At 51.8% G+C, this 20,893-nt stretch carries 29 protein-coding genes and 1 pseudogene; 5 read left to right on the top strand and 25 right to left on the bottom strand.

Going from position 1 to position 20,893, the window contains the following annotated elements:
- Nucleotide 1 precedes the first annotated feature (1 nt).
- The 15 genes from MUU46_RS18915 to MUU46_RS18845 form a co-directional block, all read right to left on the bottom strand.
- Complete coding sequence (locus MUU46_RS18915; RefSeq protein WP_258966346.1) at nucleotides 2–349, bottom strand: GPW/gp25 family protein; 348 nt, start codon at nucleotides 347–349, stop codon at nucleotides 2–4.
- Nucleotides 346–987 carry a phage baseplate assembly protein V gene (locus MUU46_RS18910; protein WP_258966345.1) on the bottom strand — a complete coding sequence of 214 codons (642 nt, stop codon included), beginning with the start codon at nucleotides 985–987 and terminating at the stop codon, nucleotides 346–348. Before MUU46_RS18910 ends, MUU46_RS18915 begins: the two co-directional genes overlap by 4 nt.
- A gap of 99 nt (nucleotides 988–1,086) precedes the next feature.
- Nucleotides 1,087–2,439 (bottom strand): adenylate/guanylate cyclase domain-containing protein, encoded by a 1,353-nt coding sequence (locus MUU46_RS18905; RefSeq protein WP_258966344.1) that lies wholly within the window; start codon nucleotides 2,437–2,439, stop codon nucleotides 1,087–1,089.
- A 10-nt stretch (nucleotides 2,440–2,449) separates the two neighbouring features.
- Nucleotides 2,450–3,010, bottom strand: a complete 561-nt coding sequence (locus MUU46_RS18900; RefSeq protein ID WP_258966343.1) for a Pycsar system effector family protein — start codon at nucleotides 3,008–3,010, stop codon at nucleotides 2,450–2,452.
- A 4-nt stretch (nucleotides 3,011–3,014) separates the two neighbouring features.
- Nucleotides 3,015–3,464 (bottom strand): phage virion morphogenesis protein, encoded by a 450-nt coding sequence (locus MUU46_RS18895; protein WP_258966342.1) that lies wholly within the window; start codon nucleotides 3,462–3,464, stop codon nucleotides 3,015–3,017.
- Nucleotides 3,457–3,924 carry a phage tail protein gene (locus tag MUU46_RS18890; protein ID WP_159757880.1) on the bottom strand — a complete coding sequence of 156 codons (468 nt, stop codon included), beginning with the start codon at nucleotides 3,922–3,924 and terminating at the stop codon, nucleotides 3,457–3,459. Before MUU46_RS18890 ends, MUU46_RS18895 begins: the two co-directional genes overlap by 8 nt.
- The gene (gene lysC, locus MUU46_RS18885; protein ID WP_258966384.1) at nucleotides 3,887–4,129 is read right to left on the bottom strand and encodes an Rz1-like lysis system protein LysC; all 243 of its coding nucleotides are present in this window, start codon (nucleotides 4,127–4,129) and stop codon (nucleotides 3,887–3,889) included. Before lysC ends, MUU46_RS18890 begins: the two co-directional genes overlap by 38 nt.
- On the bottom strand, nucleotides 4,032–4,445 hold the full coding sequence (gene lysB, locus MUU46_RS18880) for an Rz-like lysis system protein LysB (protein ID WP_258966341.1): 414 nt from the start codon (nucleotides 4,443–4,445) through the stop codon (nucleotides 4,032–4,034). The genes lysC and lysB overlap by 98 nt, the downstream gene beginning before the upstream one ends.
- Nucleotides 4,442–4,951 (bottom strand): lysozyme, encoded by a 510-nt coding sequence (locus MUU46_RS18875; protein ID WP_258966340.1) that lies wholly within the window; start codon nucleotides 4,949–4,951, stop codon nucleotides 4,442–4,444. Before MUU46_RS18875 ends, lysB begins: the two co-directional genes overlap by 4 nt.
- Nucleotides 4,935–5,156, bottom strand: coding sequence for a hypothetical protein (locus MUU46_RS18870; protein WP_032634204.1), 222 nt, complete (start codon nucleotides 5,154–5,156; stop codon nucleotides 4,935–4,937). Before MUU46_RS18870 ends, MUU46_RS18875 begins: the two co-directional genes overlap by 17 nt.
- Complete coding sequence (locus tag MUU46_RS18865; RefSeq protein WP_258966339.1) at nucleotides 5,147–5,350, bottom strand: tail protein X; 204 nt, start codon at nucleotides 5,348–5,350, stop codon at nucleotides 5,147–5,149. Before MUU46_RS18865 ends, MUU46_RS18870 begins: the two co-directional genes overlap by 10 nt.
- The gene (locus MUU46_RS18860; RefSeq protein WP_048231258.1) at nucleotides 5,350–5,850 is read right to left on the bottom strand and encodes a head completion/stabilization protein; all 501 of its coding nucleotides are present in this window, start codon (nucleotides 5,848–5,850) and stop codon (nucleotides 5,350–5,352) included. The genes MUU46_RS18865 and MUU46_RS18860 overlap by 1 nt, the downstream gene beginning before the upstream one ends.
- 96 nt (nucleotides 5,851–5,946) lie before the next feature.
- On the bottom strand, nucleotides 5,947–6,708 hold the full coding sequence (locus MUU46_RS18855; RefSeq protein WP_258966338.1) for a phage terminase small subunit: 762 nt from the start codon (nucleotides 6,706–6,708) through the stop codon (nucleotides 5,947–5,949).
- A gap of 3 nt (nucleotides 6,709–6,711) precedes the next feature.
- Nucleotides 6,712–7,893 (bottom strand): phage major capsid protein, P2 family, encoded by a 1,182-nt coding sequence (locus tag MUU46_RS18850; protein ID WP_258966337.1) that lies wholly within the window; start codon nucleotides 7,891–7,893, stop codon nucleotides 6,712–6,714.
- A 29-nt stretch (nucleotides 7,894–7,922) separates the two neighbouring features.
- Nucleotides 7,923–8,789, bottom strand: a complete 867-nt coding sequence (locus tag MUU46_RS18845; RefSeq protein WP_258966336.1) for a GPO family capsid scaffolding protein — start codon at nucleotides 8,787–8,789, stop codon at nucleotides 7,923–7,925.
- A 166-nt stretch (nucleotides 8,790–8,955) separates the two neighbouring features.
- Here MUU46_RS18845 and MUU46_RS18840 point away from each other — a divergent pair, with 166 nt between their 5' ends.
- The 4 genes and pseudogenes from MUU46_RS18840 to wcaA all read left to right on the top strand — a co-directional run bounded on the left by MUU46_RS18840 (nucleotide 8,956) and on the right by wcaA (nucleotide 13,512).
- Entirely contained in the window at nucleotides 8,956–10,725 is a 1,770-nt protein-coding gene (locus tag MUU46_RS18840) for a terminase ATPase subunit family protein (RefSeq protein ID WP_258966335.1), read from the top strand.
- Complete coding sequence (locus MUU46_RS18835) at nucleotides 10,725–11,765, top strand: phage portal protein (RefSeq protein ID WP_258966334.1); 1,041 nt, start codon at nucleotides 10,725–10,727, stop codon at nucleotides 11,763–11,765. Before MUU46_RS18840 ends, MUU46_RS18835 begins: the two co-directional genes overlap by 1 nt.
- A gap of 541 nt (nucleotides 11,766–12,306) precedes the next feature.
- Nucleotides 12,307–12,612 (top strand): annotated as a pseudogene (locus MUU46_RS18830) (pentapeptide repeat-containing protein); the annotation flags it as partial.
- A 45-nt stretch (nucleotides 12,613–12,657) separates the two neighbouring features.
- Nucleotides 12,658–13,512 (top strand): colanic acid biosynthesis glycosyltransferase WcaA, encoded by an 855-nt coding sequence (gene wcaA, locus MUU46_RS18825; RefSeq protein WP_258966383.1) that lies wholly within the window; start codon nucleotides 12,658–12,660, stop codon nucleotides 13,510–13,512.
- 605 nt (nucleotides 13,513–14,117) lie between these two features.
- Here wcaA and MUU46_RS18820 read toward each other — a convergent pair.
- The 10 genes from MUU46_RS18820 to MUU46_RS18775 form a co-directional block, all read right to left on the bottom strand.
- The gene (locus tag MUU46_RS18820) at nucleotides 14,118–14,759 is read right to left on the bottom strand and encodes a hypothetical protein (protein ID WP_258966333.1); all 642 of its coding nucleotides are present in this window, start codon (nucleotides 14,757–14,759) and stop codon (nucleotides 14,118–14,120) included.
- A 3-nt stretch (nucleotides 14,760–14,762) separates the two neighbouring features.
- Nucleotides 14,763–15,758: an ImmA/IrrE family metallo-endopeptidase gene (locus MUU46_RS18815; RefSeq protein ID WP_258966332.1), complete on the bottom strand. Its 996-nt coding sequence runs from the start codon at nucleotides 15,756–15,758 to the stop codon at nucleotides 14,763–14,765.
- Nucleotides 15,759–16,014: 256 nt separating this feature from the next.
- Complete coding sequence (locus tag MUU46_RS18810; RefSeq protein WP_258966331.1) at nucleotides 16,015–18,291, bottom strand: replication endonuclease; 2,277 nt, start codon at nucleotides 18,289–18,291, stop codon at nucleotides 16,015–16,017.
- On the bottom strand, nucleotides 18,281–18,556 hold the full coding sequence (locus tag MUU46_RS18805) for a DUF5405 family protein (RefSeq protein ID WP_258966330.1): 276 nt from the start codon (nucleotides 18,554–18,556) through the stop codon (nucleotides 18,281–18,283). Before MUU46_RS18805 ends, MUU46_RS18810 begins: the two co-directional genes overlap by 11 nt.
- Nucleotides 18,553–18,777 carry a TraR/DksA C4-type zinc finger protein gene (locus MUU46_RS18800; protein ID WP_258966329.1) on the bottom strand — a complete coding sequence of 75 codons (225 nt, stop codon included), beginning with the start codon at nucleotides 18,775–18,777 and terminating at the stop codon, nucleotides 18,553–18,555. Before MUU46_RS18800 ends, MUU46_RS18805 begins: the two co-directional genes overlap by 4 nt.
- A gap of 13 nt (nucleotides 18,778–18,790) precedes the next feature.
- A complete protein-coding gene (locus MUU46_RS18795) occupies nucleotides 18,791–19,078 on the bottom strand; it encodes a DUF5405 family protein (protein WP_258966328.1) in 288 nt (95 codons plus the stop codon).
- Nucleotides 19,078–19,299 (bottom strand): DUF2732 family protein, encoded by a 222-nt coding sequence (locus MUU46_RS18790; RefSeq protein ID WP_258964597.1) that lies wholly within the window; start codon nucleotides 19,297–19,299, stop codon nucleotides 19,078–19,080. Before MUU46_RS18790 ends, MUU46_RS18795 begins: the two co-directional genes overlap by 1 nt.
- A gap of 66 nt (nucleotides 19,300–19,365) precedes the next feature.
- On the bottom strand, nucleotides 19,366–19,866 hold the full coding sequence (repB, locus tag MUU46_RS18785) for a phage replication protein B (protein WP_258966327.1): 501 nt from the start codon (nucleotides 19,864–19,866) through the stop codon (nucleotides 19,366–19,368).
- Entirely contained in the window at nucleotides 19,857–20,036 is a 180-nt protein-coding gene (locus MUU46_RS18780; protein ID WP_258966326.1) for a hypothetical protein, read from the bottom strand. The genes repB and MUU46_RS18780 overlap by 10 nt, the downstream gene beginning before the upstream one ends.
- Before the next feature lie 11 nt (nucleotides 20,037–20,047).
- A complete protein-coding gene (locus MUU46_RS18775) occupies nucleotides 20,048–20,407 on the bottom strand; it encodes a Cox family DNA-binding protein (protein WP_258966325.1) in 360 nt (119 codons plus the stop codon).
- A gap of 103 nt (nucleotides 20,408–20,510) precedes the next feature.
- Between MUU46_RS18775 and MUU46_RS18770 the strand changes: the two genes are divergently transcribed.
- Complete coding sequence (locus MUU46_RS18770) at nucleotides 20,511–20,810, top strand: helix-turn-helix domain-containing protein (RefSeq protein ID WP_258966324.1); 300 nt, start codon at nucleotides 20,511–20,513, stop codon at nucleotides 20,808–20,810.
- Nucleotides 20,811–20,893 lie beyond the last annotated feature (83 nt).

Genomic DNA, 20,893 nt, shown 5'->3' with positions numbered 1-20,893 from the left:
TTCAACTCACTGGAATAGTCAGGGATAAAGGGGCGGCTGAGTCTTTGATTTCCCCGGTCAGGTCAACCATCATCTGGCCGTTAAACTGGCGCTCAATCGTCAGCGACGTGATGGTGACGCGGGGCTCCCACTTCAGCAGCGCCATATAACAGGCACACATCATCTGAAGGTTCAGCGCATCGTTTTGTGGCATATCAATCAGGGAAGACAGCAGCGAGCCGTAATCACGGCGCATCACCCGCGACCCGACCGGTGTGCGCAGGATGTCGCTCACGCTCTGGCGGATATGGTCTGCGTCGGTAATGGCCCGGCCGGTCTCCCGATTCATGCCAAGGTAGCGAGTCGTCATTTCGTACCCTCCGTCCGGCTGTTCCCGCGCTCGACGCCGCCGTGGTCATGGTCATCCACCTGCACGCCGTTGGAGGTAAATTTTCCGCCAGCATGCTCGATGTCACCGCTCATCTTCCCGCCCTTCTGCACTTCGAGCGTGCCGGTGATGAGCTTGTTGGTACACACCACTTCCGGCGTGTCGAGCGTGACGCGGGTGTCGGCCTTAATCATGACGACCGGCACCGTGGCGGTAATAGATTTCGAAGCGGTGACCTCGGCGGTGGTGATGCCGGTAACCGAAAGCGCCCCGGAGTCGGGTTCGTACTCAATGACAGCGCCATCAGGAAAGGCGATGTGAAATGCATCAGCAGATACCGACGGGGCAGGATGGTCATCAGAGAAAATGGCGGGCAGGACAAACGCCGTATCGAGTTCACCGCCGACGGCCAGAATTAATACCTGCTCACCTACTGAGGGAGCCCACCATGTACGTGAGCGCCCGGCGCGGGAGGTCAGCCAGTTAAGCCATGTAGTTTGTATCCCGCCGGTCTGAACACGACATAACCCCTCGTCGAGGTCGACAGCGGTCACAACTCCGGTACGGATCAGATTACGGATCGCTCGAGCGATATCCTGAATTGAAGTTAAAGTATTCATGGGGGAAGGATGCCGCCGGGCAAGGCCAGCGGCAATTATTAATGCTTCGGTGGGGCTTGATACAACGGGGGGCATTTACAAAAAAACAACTAACGCTATTCAGTCGTTAATAAATACCGAGAAACATTTCTCATTCGAAATTAATCGCTCACCATCCCAAAAAGAAACGTACATATGATGCAGCCCTTTATAAGATGTATCTTCCCAATTTTTAGCAAAATAGCGTCCATCAGAGTATTTTGCGTCCTCATACTTTTCGTGATTACCATTATCATCAGTTCCAGCCGCTTCACTCCCTGTATTAACAACCCTAAATCTGAAGCGTGGATTAGCATAGCTAACTCGTGAATAAAAATACCCTTTGAATGATATGCCCATTCCTTTTTTAATAATCCTAGAACATGGGTGATATTCATCATCGGACAGATCGTCTTTGTTAACTTTCAAACTCGCCCGAACCTGTAACTCCCCCAATTCTTCAGAAGTAGGTAATAGTTTACAGTAGTGTTCGTTATTTAAAACAAACTGCTTGTAATTTATAGGCTTACCACTAGCATCACGATAGTTTGGCGATATATATTTTAAACTAACAGTCTCATTGTTTTTTATTTTAGTTTTAACCGACAATTGATTCCCATCGAATCCCAGAAGTTTTGCAAGACTATCGCCAATCATTATGGAATTTTTTGGAGCTTTCTGCTGAAGTTTAGCTGCGACATCAACAAAGAATGAAGTTGCGGTTACTTCCTGACTCTCCATATACCCATATTTCCCCCAAATAACTTGTTCATCTGCACCATAATCGATTCCGATCCTAATCCCTAAATTTTCATCTACACCTAGTTCATTTAATTTTGGGATAACAATGTCTTTAAACATTTGGATTAAAAATGTTGCACAATTGATTGCATCAATAGCACTATCAGCAACCCGCCCTTCTTGCCTGTAATCCTCACTCCTAAAGAATGCCATGACTGCATCACCCATAATTCGATGAACATGCCCATCAAACGAATTTACAGTTTCAATTGCACACCTGATGATATCATTTTTTATTTTAAATACGGTATCAGGAGAGAAAATTACGCCTAATTTTGTTGAACCTATAATATCCATAAAAAGTGTTACCGAATACCCGTTTCTTAATTCACCCTCTACCATATCCTCAAAATCAGGGTGACATCCAAAACTTGACATTAACCTTCCATGCTTACCGAATTTATTCCTTACAATCTCTTTAACCCCATAGCTCTGACTTTCCGTACTGACCTGCATATTTTCAAGACCAACTGAACTCTTAACAAAATCATAAGATTTTCTAAAACTCTCCGCTCCCACTACAGTAGCCGCAGCAGTTTCCATGAGAGAATCATTGCGCCACCGAGTTTTAGAATCAGAAATTGTCTTATCTAAACTTTTTTCCAGACTTGAATAAATATTTTTAATTGACATAAAATCCCTCTTAACAATTAGATAAAACTATCATGTAAATTGAAAGACAAAGCACATATGCTGCAGCCTCTATAAAAGTGATGGCCGTAATTTGCCTTCTATATTTAGAAACCAACGCCTTTGAAAGATTATGGTTTAATGCTATCAACTGATTAAGAAAATCCAACTCACTATCTTTCCCAAAATGTCTTCTATAGTCTTCTAGGTTTTCATAATTAACCGCTATATCCACAAATGAAAAAGTGTTACTTCTAGCACTTGGCTTTATAAAAGGAGTTATACCTTTCAAAGAGTACAAAACAGATGCAATCAATAGCAATAGGATAAGAGTGAACAAAAAAGACAAAAAAAACCTATCGGTTTCAATTTTGACTAACTCAATTATTTTGGTGTAGTTAACAGATAACGCGACAATTAAAGCAGATGCAAGGCTAAGCAAAATCGTTGATTTAGTATTTGCCGAGTTTAAATAAGAGTCTGTGCGATTGATAATCTTTATCATCAATTCTATTTTTTTATTCAAATCAGTGTCATTTGCTTTGCTAAATTTCCGCACATCAAGCCCCACCATGGGATTATTCCGATATATAATTAATGATCGTATTTGAAACGATGTCAATATCTTCATGAGTGAAACCCAGAAGAATACGCTTTGGATATTGGGTCTCTTTAGCCTGAAGGCTTGGCCGGTCCTTCAGCCCATACTGATGCACCTTCGCCATACGTTGAACCTTGCCAGTAAACTCCACCACAGCAACATCATCTCTCCCGGTCGCTTTCATAAAGCGGTTGGTGCGAAGCTTCATAAACATCTCGCGCTTTACCCGGCCCTTTTTGGCCCTGACCGGCTGGCGTTTTCTGGCGGCATATGGGGTGCCGTCAGGCGCTTTCTGCGTTTTGATACGACGCTGCTGTCGGGTGCGCAGCGTCTTCGCGATATCGGCGGCCATCCGTCGACGGTTCGCCGGTGAGAGTGCCGCAATCAGCCCGGCCAGCCGGTCATCAAAGGGTTTAAATTCATTCATCCCATTCGCTCACAAGCTCGCCGTGAACATACAGCTTCATCGGGCGGGTCACCGGCTCTGGCGGCTGCGGTTCGGCCGCGTGCTCGATGTGCAGCTCGGCCCCGACTTCTTTGACGATAGTGCGCTCGGTCAGTAACAGGCTGATGCTGAGGTCGATGCTGTCATCGTTGTTGATGTCAGCCTCGTAGATGAAGCCCCGTTTACGCCCCTCATCCGTGGTCATGATGTCGGCCTGCTGGACCCGCAGCCACGCCTGAATTGGCACGAGGATCAAATCAATATCCCCTGGAAAATCGGTGACCACCACGTTGAGCGTGTACTGATTTTCAAACGACAGCGATGTCGCAAGCGTGGAGGCCAGTTTTCCGTTATCGATAAAAATGCGCATCATGTCGGGGTTCGCTTTCAGCACCGGCACGGCATCAGTTAGGGCGTTGCGCAGACTCTTCGGTTTGAACATCGGTTTTTTCCTGACAGGCTTTAATCGTTTCGACCTGAAGCGCACAGCTTTCGAGCGCGGTTTCGAGCTGGCGAATGTCGGCGCTCAGGTCACCATTGGTTAACGGGTCACTGCCCGGCATCGGGCACAGGCTGACCCTCGGGCAGGCGTTCAGCACAACGACCGGCGGAGATGCAGGGGGCGCGTCGGTGCAGGCTGCGCACAGCAGCAGGCAGCTCAGCGCTGTACCAGCGGCGTAAATCCTCGTTTTCATTGAGTAGCCTCGTCATGGTTCGCTCCCGACGCGCGGCCCGCGTTCCGGCAGCGGCGAGTTTCTGACGCAGTTGCACCTGCGCCCGGTCATTGTCCGCACTCAGGCGCTGCGCGGTGAGTAGCTGGTCTTTCAGCATGGTGATAGTGCGTTTCTGGTCACTGGCGACGTCATTTGCGCGGGTAAACGCGCGGCTGAGCTTGCTGTTTTCATGCTTCAGCCAGACCAGCGCCAGCCCGGCCATCACCAGTAAAATCATCAATGTTTTCATTTTGCCCCCTGCATACAGCGCGACCATTCCCGGGCGCGACGATTTTCAAGTCCGGTATTCCTGACGCCGTTCACGTAGACCCAGCGGGTGAGCTGGTCGCACGCCTGTCCCCACTGCTGACGCTTAATAAACGACACCAGCGTCGAGCGACAGGCCGCGCCGGTGCCGACGTTAAAGGCGAAACTGACGAGTGAGTCATAGACCGGCTGCGGCATCTTCCCCGGCACGCACACCGCCAGCCGTCGCTCAGTATTGAGCACGTCGGCGACCAGATTCGCCGCGGCGTCGTGTTCGGTGATATTGCGTTTGGGTACCACCCCGGCAGTGTGGCCGATGCCTGATGTCCACACGCCCGCGCTGCACTGGTAGGGCCGCAACCGGCACCCCTCAAGGTCTGCAATCAGGGCGAGACCCTCCGGCGAGGTGTTCAGCAGACGAAAATCAGGCACCAGTGCCGCCAGCGCCAGCACGACGGCCACACTGCAACGTTTAACGACTGAGGCCACGAATTACCCCCTTATCGATTCCGGCTGCAACGAGATAGCGGTAGGTCTGGCGGCGATACCAGAAATTCACCAGCGCGGTGAAAATGGCACACCCACCGCCGACATACAGCGCGAGTTTTTCCGGGGTCTGCGTGCCGAAATAGGCCAGCGCCACGGAAAACCAGTACGTCAGAAACGTTGTGATTTTTTCCATCGTTAATCCCACAGGTTAAGGGTCTCCGTGACGGCGGCGGTGTCGACGACCGGCAGGCTGACGGACGTGCCGTGCGGCAGAATGGCACCCAGTTCAGCCAGACCCGGATTAGCGGCGAGCACCGCCTCGACAACGCCCTCCGTGCGGCCGTAATGGCGATGACACAGGGCGTCGAGGGTGTCGCCCTGCTGCGCGATGACATTCATCAGATTTGCCCCACGATGCAGCGGGCTTTGTCCTGGATACGGGCCACGGACCAGCGCATATCCCGCCACAGCTCGTCGATGGTGCTGTCGATGCTGTCGGCCTTTTTGTCACCTTTGGCGCTCGCATCCACCCCGCGATAGCGCTCATAGAGCGTGGCGGTGGTCATCGCACACACGGCGTTGAAATAGTGGAAAACGCGCACGCTTTCACCGTCGAGCTCATCGGTCGGCACCTCGGCGAGCGTCGCGTGACCGGCCCCGAGCTGAAGGTCGCGCCAGTCGCGCAGCTCGGCGTTGGTTTCGGCCATCCCGGCCTTAATTGCCCGGCGCAGGCGCACAGGGGAAACCGTCTGCTCGAGGCGCATCTCTTCCCGCACGCGCTTCGGGTCAACGTCCGGGAAAAATCCGGTGTTTTTTATTACCGGTTCATCGTCCGGCACTGGCGGAATGACCAGCAGCTCGCGCGGTCGTGCCGGGTTACTGACTACAAGCGTCGTCATGACTACCTCTGAAATAGGTGGGCGGTGGACGCAGGCCTCCGCTCAGGTGAAACACCTGCCTCGGCCAGCGTGCCGCCCGGCGCGGGGCGCATTCTGTTAACCGGCGACTTTCCTCGGGCGACCTCGCCCCCGTTTCGCCGGTGAATCGGTTGTTTTTTTGGTGGCCTTTTTCGCAGGCTTCGGCAGGGTTTTCTTCACCGGGGCGGCAGGCTTCGGCTTCAGCTCCCGGCCGAGGCGCTCGATGTCCTTTTTCACCCCGCAACTGTCATCCAGCTGAATGGCGCGTTGCAGGTGCGTCATCGCCTCAGTCAGCAGCCCGGCATCGCGCAGGATAAGACCGGCGACCTTATGCAGGCGGGCGCGAACCTCGTCAGGCATATCGGCGGTGCGGGTCATCTCAATAACGGTCAGCAGCGGCTGCACATCCACCGGCTGACCGGCCGCGCGGGCGCGAAGTGCGGCCAGCGCCACCTCTTCGGCCAGCATGTACGGCGCGGTGCGCGCGTGACCGTCTGGCATCGACAGGCCAAAACGCAGCGCGTAGCGGGCAATCTCAATCGCACCGGGAATATCCCCGGCATCGAGACGCCACAGCAGCACGGTCATCAGGATGTCATCCTGCGCCCCGGTGCCGGTCTCGAGCACGCCGGTCACCCACGGCAGGTAAAACGGCAGCAGCTCGCGCTTTTTCTCTGCCTTGCGTTCCCGGGAATGGATTTGTGAAAGCGTCCTGCGGTCTGCGGCCAGCTTCACGAGCATTTGCTCATAAGCCGTAGCATGGCGCAGCGGGTGCTGTTCCCGCTGCGATGCCTGTTCGGCCGAGACCCGCATCGCGTGACGCCGTGCGGGGCTCGCCATCGGTTACGCCTCCCCGCCGTCGGTATGCGCGTCAGCCTTTGGGGCGTCTGCATGTTGAGTGACGACCCCGGCGGTCAGCGCCTGCATGGCTTTCACCATTTCGGCCGCAAACACTTTCGCGCTCGCTGCTTCCGGGGTGGCCTCTTCGTCCTGCTCAAGGATTTCGATGTTTTCAATCAGGCAACCGGCCGCGTAATCCTCGATAACGAAATCGACTTTTACCTGCTCGTAGTTTTCCACCTGGTCGAGTTTCGGGTTTTCGACGATGTGGCGGCGGTGGCCGTCTTCGTACAGGTAGATGGAAATGTTATCCAGCGTGGTGATGAACACGCTGTTCGCCGGGAAGAACGGCGCACGCACCGCCTGAAGCTGGCCGATGGTTTTCTGGCTGACAATCAGCTCTGCGGCGAGCTGTTCGCTGTTGGCCTGGAACTTGTTAATCATCGGGAAATATTTGTCGGTCAGGATACGACGGCCGCAGATGACCACCATCTCCGGGTTTTCGCGGTGAATTTCTTCAATCAGGGATTCGTGCGCATCCATCACCAGCGCGTCGAGGTTGGCGTAATGCCCGCCTTTACCGACTTTAATCGTGTCGGAAATCACGGTGCCGTCATCATCGACGACGTGTGACATCACGCGCTCTGGCGCATCGTTGCGATACTTTTGCAGCCAGCCGACCGCCACGTCCTGAAGCAACGGATTTTTCGTGCGGTCGGAGGTGGGTGCGCGGCTCGTGCCGTTAAAGCCGATGGTGATGTAGTCCAGTGCCTGACGCTTGATGATGGCGTTGCGGATACGGATCTGAAAATCTTCAAATCGCGCCCACAGGTCGAGCTTGTTGTACTTCAGGTTGTAATCGAAGTTGACCGGTTTGCAGAAGTAGCGGAACGCGTCCAGCTTCGAGAAATCCGCCGTTTTGCGCTCGGTACCGCCGTCGGTGTCGGTGGTGCTGGCGATGGTGCCGGTGACATCGATGCCGACTTTTTCCTCGGTCAGCTCGCCCACGGTCACCATGTTGATGAGTTGCAGGAACGAGGACGACTGCTGGATTTTGTCGAAGAGCTTTTGCGTGACGGACGGCTCGACGTTGAATTTTTTATCGAGGTCCGGCACCTCCACACCGTTCAGCTCGGCGAGGCGGCTCAGGTATTTGTTGAATTTAAAACGGGTCTCTTTACGCATTGATTTTTATCCTGTTTGAAATGGGTAAATCAGCAGTCGGTCAGCGTCACATCCGCCGCATCACCGCCGGTGCTCAGCAGGCGACGCGGCTGTTTAATGCTTTCGGTTTTGTCGAGGGTGGTTTTGATGGTGCTGAACTGCTGCGCCGTTTCATTCCCCTGCGCGGCAACGTCCTGCTTCAGGGTCGCGAGTTCGGTTTCCAGTGCCGCAAATCGGGCTTCAGTCGCGTCATCGCCGGTCTGTACACGTTCGGCGATGGAGGTCACGGCTTCATGCACATCGGCGAAACGGGCGTCATCGCTCTGTTGCTTGCGGCTGAAAATGGTTTTGACGGTGTCGGTCAGCTTGTTGAGCAGGGTTTCGGGCTGGTCTTCAAACTCCAGCTCGGCGAGGGTCGCCACCGAAAACAGGTCGCCCGGCTGCTCTTTCTTGCCGTTCAGCGGGTTCGCCGTGGCGCGGCTGCAAAATTCGAGGTACTCGGTGCCGAGGCTCGCCGGGTCATCGGTCACGGCCAGCCCGGTGAGGTAGCACTTGCCGGAGTTGGCGAAGTTCGGGCGAATTTCCATCGAGGTGTAAACCTTCTGGCCTTTCGCCACCATGTCGATGAGGTTATCGAGCGGGGTAATTCTGCCAAACAGCGCCAGCTTGCCTTTCAGCGCTGAGTCATCATCGATAACGTCGGCTTTTACTTCGGCAACGTCGCCATAGCGGCCGTACTGGCCGTCGGGGTTGATACTGCGGATATGCTCCAGATTAATGCGGCAACCGTAGACACGCGGGTCAAAGGTGTCGGCCATTTCCTGAATATCGGAGGCGCTGATGACGCGACCGTCGCAGGTGTCACCCTCGACGCCGATGCGAAACCATTTCGAGATTTTGGAGGCTTTTTTTGCCATGAGTCAGGTGTCCTGAGGTTGGGTTTTCGGGTCAGGCTTAGTTTCCCGACTCACCCCCGCAGCGGCTATCGATTGCGGATGGCGTACCCCTGACACAACAGGGCTTTAGCGATTCACCGCCCCTGTTTCTTTAGCCTTACCCTGTATCAACCACGGCGAGGCAAACATGACCATCACCACTGAGACCACTCTCCTGAGCGACCCGCGACGACAGGCGGCGCTGCTGTTCTGGCAGGGCTTTTCCGTGCCGCAAATCGCGGAGATGTTGCAGACCAAACGCCCCACGGTGCAGAGCTGGAAACAGCGCGACCAGTGGGAAGCAACCGCGCCCCTGACGCGCGTCGAAACCACGCTCGAGGCACGACTCATCCAGCTGTATGCAAAGCCCGACCTGACGGCACACGATTTCAAGGTCGCTGATTTTCTGGCGCGACAAATGGAGCGTCTGGCGCGGGTGAATCGTTACGGCCAGACCGGCAACGAGGCGGATTTAAACCCCAACGTCGCCAACCGCAACAAGGGCGAGAAGAAGAAGCCGAAAAAGAATTTTTTCAGCGATGAGGCCATCGAAAAGCTCGAGGACATTTTCCTCGACCAGTCATTCGACTATCAGCTCGACTGGTACCGCGCCGGGCTGGCGCACCGTATCCGTCACATCCTCAAATCCCGCCAGATTGGGGCGACGTTTTATTTTGCGCGTGAAGCACTGATGCGGGCGCTGAAGACCGGCAATAACCAGATTTTCCTGTCGGCCAGTAAAACGCAGGCTTACGTGTTCCGCGAGTACATCATCCAGTTTGCGAAGCTGGCTGAAGTCGAGCTCACCGGCGACCCGATTGTCATCGGCAACAACGGCGCGAAGCTGATTTTTCTCGGCACTAACTCCAACACGGCGCAAAGCCATAACGGTGATTTGTACGTCGATGAAATCTTCTGGATCCCCAACTTCCAGCAACTGAAAAAAGTCTCATCCGGGATGTCATCGCAGGAGCACCTGCGCACCACCTATTTTTCGACACCGTCCTCGCTGGCACACGGGGCCTACCCGTTCTGGTCTGGAGAGCAATTCAACCGTGGCCGGTCCAACGCCAGCGAGCGGGTCGATATCGATATCACGCACGCGGCACTGGCGAAGGGCGTCGCCTGCCCGGATGGCCAGTGGCGACAGATTGTCACCCTTGAGGACGCCCTCGCCAAAGGCTGTACCCTGTTTAATATCGACACCCTGCGTCGCGAAAACAGCGTCGATGACTTCCGCAACCTGTTTATGTGCGAGTTCGTCGACGATAAAGCCTCGGTATTCCCGTTCGAGGAGTTGCAGCGCTGCATGGTCGACAGTCTGGAGAAATGGGAGGACGTCGCCCCGTTCGCCGACCGGCCATTCGGTCATCGTCCGGTCTGGGTCGGCTATGACCCTTCATTACGCGGCGACAGCGCGGGATGTGTGGTTATCGCGCCACCGGTGGTCGCCGGGGGCAAATTCCGCATCCTTGAGCGTCATCAGTGGAAAGGCATGGACTTCGCGCAACAGGCCGAATCCATCCGCGAGCTGACACTGAAATATAACGTCGAGTACATCGGTATCGATGCGACCGGACTCGGTCAGGGGGTCTTCCAGCTCGTGCGCTCGTTCTACCCGGCCGCGCGTGAAATCCGCTACACCCCGGAAATGAAGACCGCGATGGTACTGAAAGCCAAAGACACCATCACGCGCGGATGTCTCGAGTACGACGTCGGCGCGACCGATCTCACGCAGTCGTTTATGTCCATCCGCAAAACCATGACCAGCAGCGGGCGCAGCGCCACCTATGAGGCCAGCCGCACTGAGGAAGCCAGTCATGCCGATCTCGCCTGGGCCACCATGCACGTCTTAATCAACGAGCCACTGACCGCCGCCAGCGGCCAGCCTTCATCCTCGATTATGGAATTTTATTAATGAGCAAACGCAGCAAGAAAAACTCGTACACCGCAAAGCCACGCCAGCACACCGCCGCGCCCGCTCAGAGCATGGAAGCATTCACCTTTGGCGAGCCGACGGCTGTGCTCGACCGGCGCGATATTCTCGATTATGTGGAATGCGTCGATAACGGCCAGTGGTACGAGCCGCCGGTGAGCTTCTCGGGGCTGGCGAAAAGTATGCGAGCGGCCGTGCACCACAGCTCACCGATTTACGTGAAGCGTAATATTCTGGTCTCGACCTACATTCCGCACCCGAAATTATCCCGGCAGGACTTCAGCCGCTTCGTGCTCGATTTTCTGGTCTTCGGTAACGCCTTTCTTGAAATGCGCCAAAGCCTGAGCGGCAAGGCCGTCAAATTTGAAACCTCTCCGGCCAAATATACCCGGCGCGGCGTCGAGGATGATGCTTACTGGTACATTCAGTCATTCGCGCAGGCACATCAGTTCGCGCCCGGTTCGGTGTTTCACCTGCTGGAGCCGGACATCAATCAGGAACTCTACGGTCTGCCGGAATATCTGAGCGCACTTAATTCCGCGTGGCTGAATGAATCCGCGACCCTGTTTCGCCGCAAGTATTATCAGAACGGGGCGCACGCCGGGTACATCATGTACGTGACCGACGCCGCGCAAAGCAGCACCGACGTCGAAGCGCTGCGCAAGGCGATGCGCGATTCAAAGGGGCTTGGGAATTTTAAGAATCTGTTTTTCTACGCGCCGAACGGCAAAGCCGACGGGATTAAAATCGTGCCGCTGAGCGAAGTCGCGACGAAAGATGATTTTTTTAATATCAAAAAAGTCAGCGCCGCCGATATGCTCGATGCACACCGCATCCCGTTCCAGCTCATGGGGGGCAAGCCGGAGAATGTCGGCTCACTCGGCGACGTTGAGAAGGTCGCGAAGGTCTTTGTGCGTAACGAGCTCAGCCCGCTACAGTCACGCTTCATGGAGCTGAACGAATGGGCAGGCGAAGAGGTTATTCGCTTTAAAAAATACTCTCTGGAGCCTGAGGACGAGTAACATTCGCAGCCGCCGGAAGGCGGCTTTAAGCACAAAAGACATCGAAGTGGATTGAACAAGATTACTTAAGTGAGGACTCCCAATCGAATGGCCTGCCAAAAACACGGCGAACTACATAATTCTTTGATAAATATAAATAAAAAAGTGATCCTCTGTAGATACCGACTGGTAAAAGGAGAGTAAAGCATGGCGAATTTGTATTAGCTCAGATTTGAACTGACACAATTATGGTAAAAAGCCATACCTAATCTGACTGTTTGCTCCATTTCAGGAGCGGACGTTGCGTATAGAAATCTCTTTAGGAAACATAATCAGTATGTCGAAAGATCATTAAAAGTGAATAGTTCATTTGCGGTGATACTTACAAAGGGAGTAGTTATCAAGGGCAAACACCGCCTGGATGAGGGTGTGAGAAAGTGTTAATGAACGTCAATTTATCTTTGGGTACATTTCCGAAAATGAATGAGATCGATTGCAGGAAGATAAGGAGAGTGTTTAACTGCACACCTGAATTTTAATCGGTACTCGCCGTAAGCTGAACATGAACAGCAAAAAAACAATTCAAAAAAAACTTCTGAAATATCAAAAAAATATCTTTTTAAATCCACGCCATCAATCGGATATGTCAGGTGCCGACTTGCGGTTTATGGATCTGCGGAGACTCAACTTGCGCAATATTAATTTGGCCGGTAGCGATCTGTCGTTCAGCGATCTCCGAGAGACCGATTTCTCTTATTCCTCACTGAATGGAGCAAACCTTAGCCACTGTCAAATCGAAGGGGCAATCTTCAGTCATGCAGACTGTACCGGTGCGGACTTTTCTGCGAGTAACATCCGCGCAGCCAATTTTACCGGGGCAATGACGGAACAGGAAAACTTCGCGGATGATACACTGTCATCCAGGCCGCTCATCTCTGTCTATATGCCCACATGGAACCGAGAAGCTCTGACGATTCGGGCTATTCAGTCAGTCCTTAAACAAGACTATACGCACTGGGAACTGATCATCATCGATGATTTCTCTTCATCATTTCAGCAACTACAGGCGTACATCACCGATCTGAACGACCCGCGTATTACGTATATCCGCAATGAATTTAATTCCGGTGCCTGTGCGGTGCGGAATCAGGCGATACGGCTGGCAAAGGGGTATCTGATAACGGGTCTGGACGATGATGATGAATGGTTGCCAACACGTCTGTCCTCATTTCTTGCCTGTCAACATAAACTCCAGCAGCACGGATTTTTGTATGCCAATGATTACCTCTGCGACAGTACCGGGTATCACCACCCTGATGAATTGCAGGTTTACCCGAAACCAGCCTATAAAAAGAGCCTGTTTGATAAGCGGAATATTATCGGCAACCAGATGCTGACTTTAACCAACCGGATGCAGCAGGTTCTTTTCGATGAGAGTCTGACTGCCGCCCAGGATTATGATGCCTTTTATCGGCTGGCAGAAACCTATGGCGATCCTTTCAAACTGGAGGTGATCACTCAGGTGCTTTATGTCAATCATGGGGAGGTTCGCATCACCTGCTCAGGACGCAAGTTTGCAGGCTATCTGGATTTTTACCGGAAGCACAAAGGTAAGCTCGACGCGTCGAGTAAAAAATATCAGCTGTTCACCCTCTACTATATCCGTAATAAAAAGATGAGCCCGCAGACACTGATGAAATTGATGACACTGCGCAACCTTAAACGCTACCTGATGATGTATTCCAGCTTCCGCCACAGAAAATTCTAGGTAATGGCTGCTCATAGCTCACTGAGGACTGTTAAATTTAATTGCATGCTGCCTGAGGAAACTGTCAGCTCTGGTTTGAGCTAATACAACCTATTCGTTAAAACCGAGGCTTGAGTCTTCCATGCCTCGTTTACGCGATTCGTCTTCGAAGTGTTCAGTCGTAACCTCAAAATTAAACACGTCGGCAGTCCTACGATGAACAACTTTGTTTTAGCATTCAGCTTCATGCCACTGCTTACTCTAAGTGACTAGATTTTCTATCAACGATGATTGAAGATAATCTCATTCTGATATGCCTGCACCGCATCGTCAGCGTTTTTAAGGCTTCCTAAGGGCCACCAAATGCCGACGGGGCTCTTGGTCGTTTGTAGTACCCATTTTCTCGTTCAAACACTCAGGGAAGCGCTGAGATGCGAGATAATAATTATTGGCACTGCGTCGAGCGCGCAATGCTTTCCCCGCCACGCCTGCCCGCTTTTTAGGTCGGTTTTAATGCAATGCATAAACAACAAAAAAGCCCGCTAGTACTGGCGGGCCATACGCTTCAAGATCGAGACTTTTAGATGCAAACTTACGCAATAAGCGCATGCAGCAGTTGGCTCAGTCTAAAGTTGCCATGAACGATCCGGCAAATGTTCTTTATATGCGAGATAATCATAGACAGGACGTGTAAATGAAAAGAAGCAACCACAAACGTCTTCGGAGCAGGCAGAGCGCATAGCCATCTTTAACATTGCGTCTGGATTTGGATTTGTCTGGAGCTGTTGATACAGAGTATCAAACCCTAATACCCGAACTGACAGTAGGAGTGCGCTCTCATAGGTTATTACCGAATTGATAAGCCGAGCATGTACTCTGGTAACTATGGTTTGATTGTCCATCACCGCTTGTAAGCATCGGCGATCACCGGTCATGAATAAGGCACCAGGTTGCTCTACGCATGAGGCCAAAAGCTGTTGCTCACCTATGTCAATGTGAGGAATCTCGCCCAATTGCATCAGCAAAGCATCATCTTTGATTTCATCAATAACCTGTACGCTATCTAAAAAGCGTCCAACGTTTTCGTAGATGACCGGGTTGCCGCACTTTTTAATAGCTTTCTCAGTGTTGCGTGGAAGTAGTTGAAAACGCGCTGTTGGGCTAACAAAAATGCCACTTGGGTCTTCTCCTAAAATATCAGGAAGATAGCGTAGTAAACCACTCTGCGCTAATTTCAAAATCACATCATTATCTGAGAGAACGATCACTACTTAGGCCTCACATAGTGTCGTTAAAAGTTCCAAATCATCATCGTTGATAGTGTCCTGATCTATACCTTCCATCATCAGCTTCCTTACCAAGACTTGGTCTGTTGGTTGACCAGCGCAAATGATTTTTAAAGCATTAATTGCAACGCCCCAATGCCCCAAATTGTGACCATAATTCAATGCGATATGAGTTGGATCAATCGCATGCTTCTCCGCGTAATGCTGAGCGGCGGTAGCCAATTTTGGGCCAGTAAGGAAACCACGGGTAGGTTCAATTCTTAAATCTTCTCTACCACCGATCACCCCAAAAGCAAACCTATTTGCTTCGGCCTCAACGGCATTAGTTGCCCCCGCCTCAATTTTTCGGTCAACAAACACACCACCATTGTCATCATTGAGATGTCCCAACGCAATGTGCCCTAACTCATGGGCCAAATCAAAGAGCATAAAGCCGTGAGGTTTTACTTGGGTAAGTACTATAACTGGTCGCCCGGCAACACGTAGCGCCAACCCTGCCATTTTTGAAGCGCGAGCAGGGAAATTTTTAAGGAAAACAACAGGAATTCCAACAGAATGGCAAAACTGAATTAATGACGGCAAAGTCACCCACTTCTCATGAGCAAGCAATTGTTGCCTTATGTGCTGCCAGCTTAAGTTTGCGGAAGAGTTATAAGGTGTCTTGAAGTTTTCTGCGGCGATTCTTGCAGCAGAATACGCAACAGCAGTAGCCACGTTTAAATCTTCTTCACCGAGATTGACCCGATGCTTGAAACGGTGATTACCACCAAGATTGAAACACGCCTGCTCTGCCCCGTCTTTAAGACTCTCTGGCGAAAGGCTAAACACACGAGCAAGATGAAGGCTAGCATATTGTTTGCCTGAAGGCGTATCAGCTAAGCTATCATCCCACCAAGCAGGCAATACTTTGTTTATAAAGGCACTGTTAAAGCCTGCCTTGCTGATTTTTTCGTATATTCGACTCATTGGCTTAGTAGTCATGAGAGCCTCCGGACCGTACCCGCTAAAAAATAATGAACGCTTTTGTTTATTGTTATGACACCAAAATCGCACATACTATAAGGACTAAATAGAAAATCACATAGTGTTTTTCGTTTATAAAGTCTAGCTTTTGATAACAAAAGCTGCATACATTGTTATGAAAAGCATGCATTTCAAGATGCCCCCCCTCATCCCGACTCAGGCAAAAGCCTCACCGCATCATCTGGTAGTATGCGCCTGCTAAATAACAAGACTGTTATATCGAGAACCCCGGCCAATCCCGCAAAATCAAATTCTTAAATTGCTTTCCTTCATAACTGACCTTCGCGCCCCGAGCTAGAGCTTGAAGCTCCCAGCGCTGCGGTGTAATGCCATGCTGAGCCAGTTCGAAGCGAATGCGAGTTATCAGTTCCCGTTCTGCCTTCGTCATCCGACCCGATGGCGCAATCTGATTCGGTTTCAGCGGTTCACCGCTTCTTTGCTGTCGCATTGGTTTCGGTGCATCGTGCTTTAGTGCTCCCCTGAGCACCGTCACGACTTCCGGGTCATCCCACCCGATAACGCCACTATCAACCAGATTTAATACCGCTGCGGCATGCTCAGACGGTGTAGGGGTCATAACTGGATCATCCCCGACTTTCAGCTTTCCACAGTTATTGACAGGACTCCGAGGCGCGGTAATACCGCTTTTTAAAGTCAAAGGCTCAACGGCCAAAAGCTTTGGAACAATGCGCCAGTCTGCCGACCGGGTAACGTGAATGTGATTAGCGCCTATATGCGGGGCATAAATCCCGACGATGCGCTCGATGTCTTCTTCGTAGTCGTTGACCTCATCAGTCACATTGCGGGCCACCCTGACGGTCTGGCTGTCGCGTGGCACATTCGCCCCACCCTGCGCAGCGATGTATAAATCAAACTCTCCTTCATCGGCCGCAGCTCGAGCCGCTTCGACGCGCTCGTCAAATTCCGAAGCGATACTGACGCCACGAGGCAGTTTGCGCAGCTCGCGATAAGCGCCCATTGTAGGCAAGCCAATCGGTTTAAATTGAGGTATGCGCCACGTCGACGCCCACGCCGTTACAGCGGCAGCGGTATCCTGTAGTGGTTTGCCGGTGTCATGATCGAGCTGGCCATCGAGGGCGTAACCGTCGATATTTTTCGCGATGTATTTTGCGATATAACCTGCCGCGCCCCCCTGATTGAGATGCTTTGCCTGAAACCGCTGTTTCGCAGCGCCCCGCTCATCACCATCTTCTTTCAGGGCATAGCGCCGCATGATGTCGGTAATTTCTTTGCGCTGGCCGGGTTTGCAAAACAGCATCATGTGCCAGTGTGGCGTGCCGTCATGATGCGGCTCAACCACGCGCATTCCGTAAACCTGTAAATCGTTATCCTTAAACGCCGTGCGCATCAGGCTCCAGATATGGCACAGATAGCGCTGCGTATCTTTCGGGGTGTACCCCTCATCATTCCAGCCATGATTAAGCTGAACGGTTTTACTTTGCCCTTTGCCGACCTGACGAGTCGGGTGATATTTCGACGGCGCGGTCAGCGTGATAAACATCCCGACATCACCCTCACTGGCCGCATAACGCTCAATACCGGCGATGGTATTCATCAACTCCATACGGCGGATCTCAGGGTTGGAAATACTCCCCATCACCTTAGTGATGAGATCGATACGCTCACCGGTGACTTTATTTTCGAGCTCGCAGGATTTCAGGTATTCGAGGTTAGCCAGACGGCGAGAATGCACATCACGGATGGCGCTTTTGCTGGCATACGGGGAACGGTCTTTATTCACTTCACCGGCGGCGATAAGCAGTGATTCGTGCCAGCGCATGCGCTGCGCCTTAAACTGGTTAACCCACCACTCGTCATTGATGAGACGCGCCACGGCGGAAAATGCCTGGCGGATTGTCATCTGACCTTTGCGGTATTTCTTCCAGAAAAGTGGTGTGATATTGAATGCACGCGCCGCGCCAGCCACATGACCATAAAGGTGAGCCTGCGCCTCATCAGTAAATAGCGATTCTTTGCCGTCGTGCGCTTCCGCCCACGCATCGCTTAATTCCTCATACATGATGAAAAGCTGCGCGGCGATGCGGGCCGCGAATTTCTTCAGCTCTTTGTCATTCATTCCCGGCAGTCGGGCGTAGTTCTCGCGCTCGGTCAGGAACAGCAGCGAAGCATCAGCATTCATTTCGTTACGCTGATTGACGCGCTCGATGCGCGGCCATAACCGGCGCAGGAATGTCGACTTGAGGAAATACAGCCCATGCACCGGGCTTTTGTTCCGGCGTATGTAGTCATAGCGCGAGGTAAAGAGCGAGCTCAGGAAATATGGCAGGTAGTCAATCTTTGATAAAACACCTTGCACCTGACGCAGTTCGTCACGTGTAAGAGGTCTCTCGCGCCCGATGGCCTCACGGGGCGCGTTGAACGGGTAAGCACCGACAAATGGTTTGTCGGTGCTTTTGGAAAATGGCGGTGGAGGTGTAGGGGCAATGCGCCCCATTCTTTCAGCGGTCATTAACGCCAAACGCCTCCGCACACGCCTGACCGACTCGCTCAATCTGCGCTGCTAGCTCAGCGAAAGCGCGGGCTTCGCCCGTTAATGCATCATGCAACATCAGAGTCTTAACGAGCTGATCCAACTTAGTGTAATAGCCGACAACATCCAGCCATTCATTACCGGCATTTTTCCCGGTTTTGGCTGTTTTCTTCTCATGCAAAATAAACTGAAACTGATCACTAGTGACGACATAGCGGTCGCCAATTTCGATGCGAATGCTCATGCCTGCCCCCGGTAGTGTCTGGCGTTGGCTTCCAGCAGCGACTGACAATGAACACAACGTAAAGCTGTTGGATGGGCGGCGCGACGTTCAGCCGGAATTGGCCGGTCACAATCAACGCAAACCAAAACAGCAGCGCCACCCGATTTCAGCCGTGCGGCATCGACATGACGGGCCAGTGATTCGGCCTGTAGCTCCTGAACGTGATCCATATAATCTGGCATTGCCCTGACTCCTTTATGCATTCAGCTTGTTGAGCTCAGCCCGACAGGCGGCGCTCAACTCTTCGGTTAATTTGGCAAACTCATCAAAACTGGTTATCTGCTTTAAATAGATGGCGCGTTTAAGAAGCAAATTGACCATGTCCGACAAGAGATTTAATTGGCTCGCGTAAATAGCAATAACAGCTTCGATTTTTTCGCCGGTGCCTTTATCGCGTTTAATATCCTTCAGTGCTAAATCACCGTTATCCATTACAGTGACCTTTAGCCAGTTATTCAGTAATACGGACTTGTGCGTAGCCATTAGCAGCACTCTCCACGCAACAGCCCCGCATTATGAAACTGTGTTGATTCCTGACTGAGTAACTCGACAATCTCAACCTTGTTCAGTTCACGCTCGGCGATGTGGCGAATCAGCCCGTCAAGATGAGATGAGAATTTCGTCGCAGCATCCGCCTGCGCCTCAGCCCTGGCCTGCTGTAACAACAAAGAGAACTTAGCGCACTGCTTTCCTGTTTTAGTCATAACGACTTTCTCCAGATAAAAGGAAGCCCCGCACAATCAAGTGCGTTAAAAATCACGGGTAATTAATTAATGCAGATATTGCTCGGGCTTAACCGATGTCAAAATTGTTGGAGCATGTTCAAACAAGCTGAATAATTCACGCAATGCGCGGAATAGTTTCTCACGCCAATAACATGAATCCTCATCAATTCGCCAGTAAGGTTGATTAAATTCTTTCTCGGTTAAACCGGCATGCATGAATAAACTGCGGCGCTGGCTGACAGTTAAATAACTGATATAGGCAATTTCACTCGCCCCAACCTGACGACGTTTTGAAAATGCTGCACGCAACTCATCAATCGCGCAGGCCAGACATTCACGGTCTACGTCGCCCATCTCTTCAAAGCGCATGGTCGCGTGACGTTGTTTTAACTGCGCATGAAAACAGACGGTCAGGCGCTCGCGTTCCATCATCTTGTTATAGAAATCGCAGCTTTCCTGCCAGCGCGGCGCAGCAAGATATCGACCAACCAGACCACGCAAACCTTCCGGCTGCTGAGCAACCACACCGAGCGTCATCACAGCCATTTCCAGAACCTCCGAGTTTTCATCAGTGTGATAGCCGTACCGATCACACTCGGCTTGCAGGTGCGGATAATGATGCCTTTACGGCCGCGACCGTGGGTGATGGTGAAATTAATCGGGGTCAGGTTCTGCTGGTTACGCAAAAGCTGAGCAATGCAACGAGGCTCTTTCATTAAACGGCTCCTTATGCTGCAACTCGACCACGGCCAGACTTGCCGTAGCTGATGCGATTTTTCCAGTCATGCCACTCGGTCGGTGCATCCTCGACTAGTTGGGCGGCGTATTTATCCCATTCACGGCGATTAACCCATAGCTCCGCTTTACCACCCGGTTTCAGTGGGTCAGTCATGTAAAACGCAGGCAACTTTCCAGCTTTAGCCATCTCAACCACAGCACGAGGGGTTTTGCCGATATACAGTGCGAAGCCCTCCTTTGAAAGCAGATCTGCAGGCTTCTCAGATAGTTGAATTTGAGTTCTAGAATTTTTTCCTGGTTCAGAAAAGTTATCGCGATTCTCGTAAGAATTTTCAGATTTGACAGACATTTTGCTATCCTCAACTTTATGTCTTTCTAACTAGAGCCACCTAGAGTTAGCTAAAGACACATTCAATGTTCAACAAGACACATAATTGGAGATTAGCAAATATATGTCAAGTCCACAAAATGAAAAGCTGAAACTTATCAGAGAGTCTGAGCGCCTGAAAGCAAAGGAAATAGCTGATTTAATTGAAATAAATTACTACACCTATCATGGCTACGAATCCGGCAAGTCTAAGATGCCTCTCGATGCAGGGATGAAACTGCTTAAGCACCCTCGCTTTAGAAAATATCGCGATTGGTTTTTATTTGATGAAGTGGATCCATCATCCGGGCAAATTGCGCCGGCACTCGCACACTTTGGGCCAGAAAACGAAACATCATCCCACTCCGACCAAAAGACTGGCTAACGGTCTACGGGGCTTATCTGTGCAGTAAATGCACAAATGAAGATTGCTACATAAACACGCGTGAAAGAGTACCCAGCCGTATC

This window comes from Scandinavium tedordense, from assembly GCF_024764965.1.
Classification (GTDB): Bacteria; Pseudomonadota; Gammaproteobacteria; order Enterobacterales; family Enterobacteriaceae; genus Scandinavium; species Scandinavium tedordense.
The sequence above is the reverse complement of the archived record's forward strand: the minus strand, read 5'-3'. Positions and strand labels throughout refer to the sequence as shown.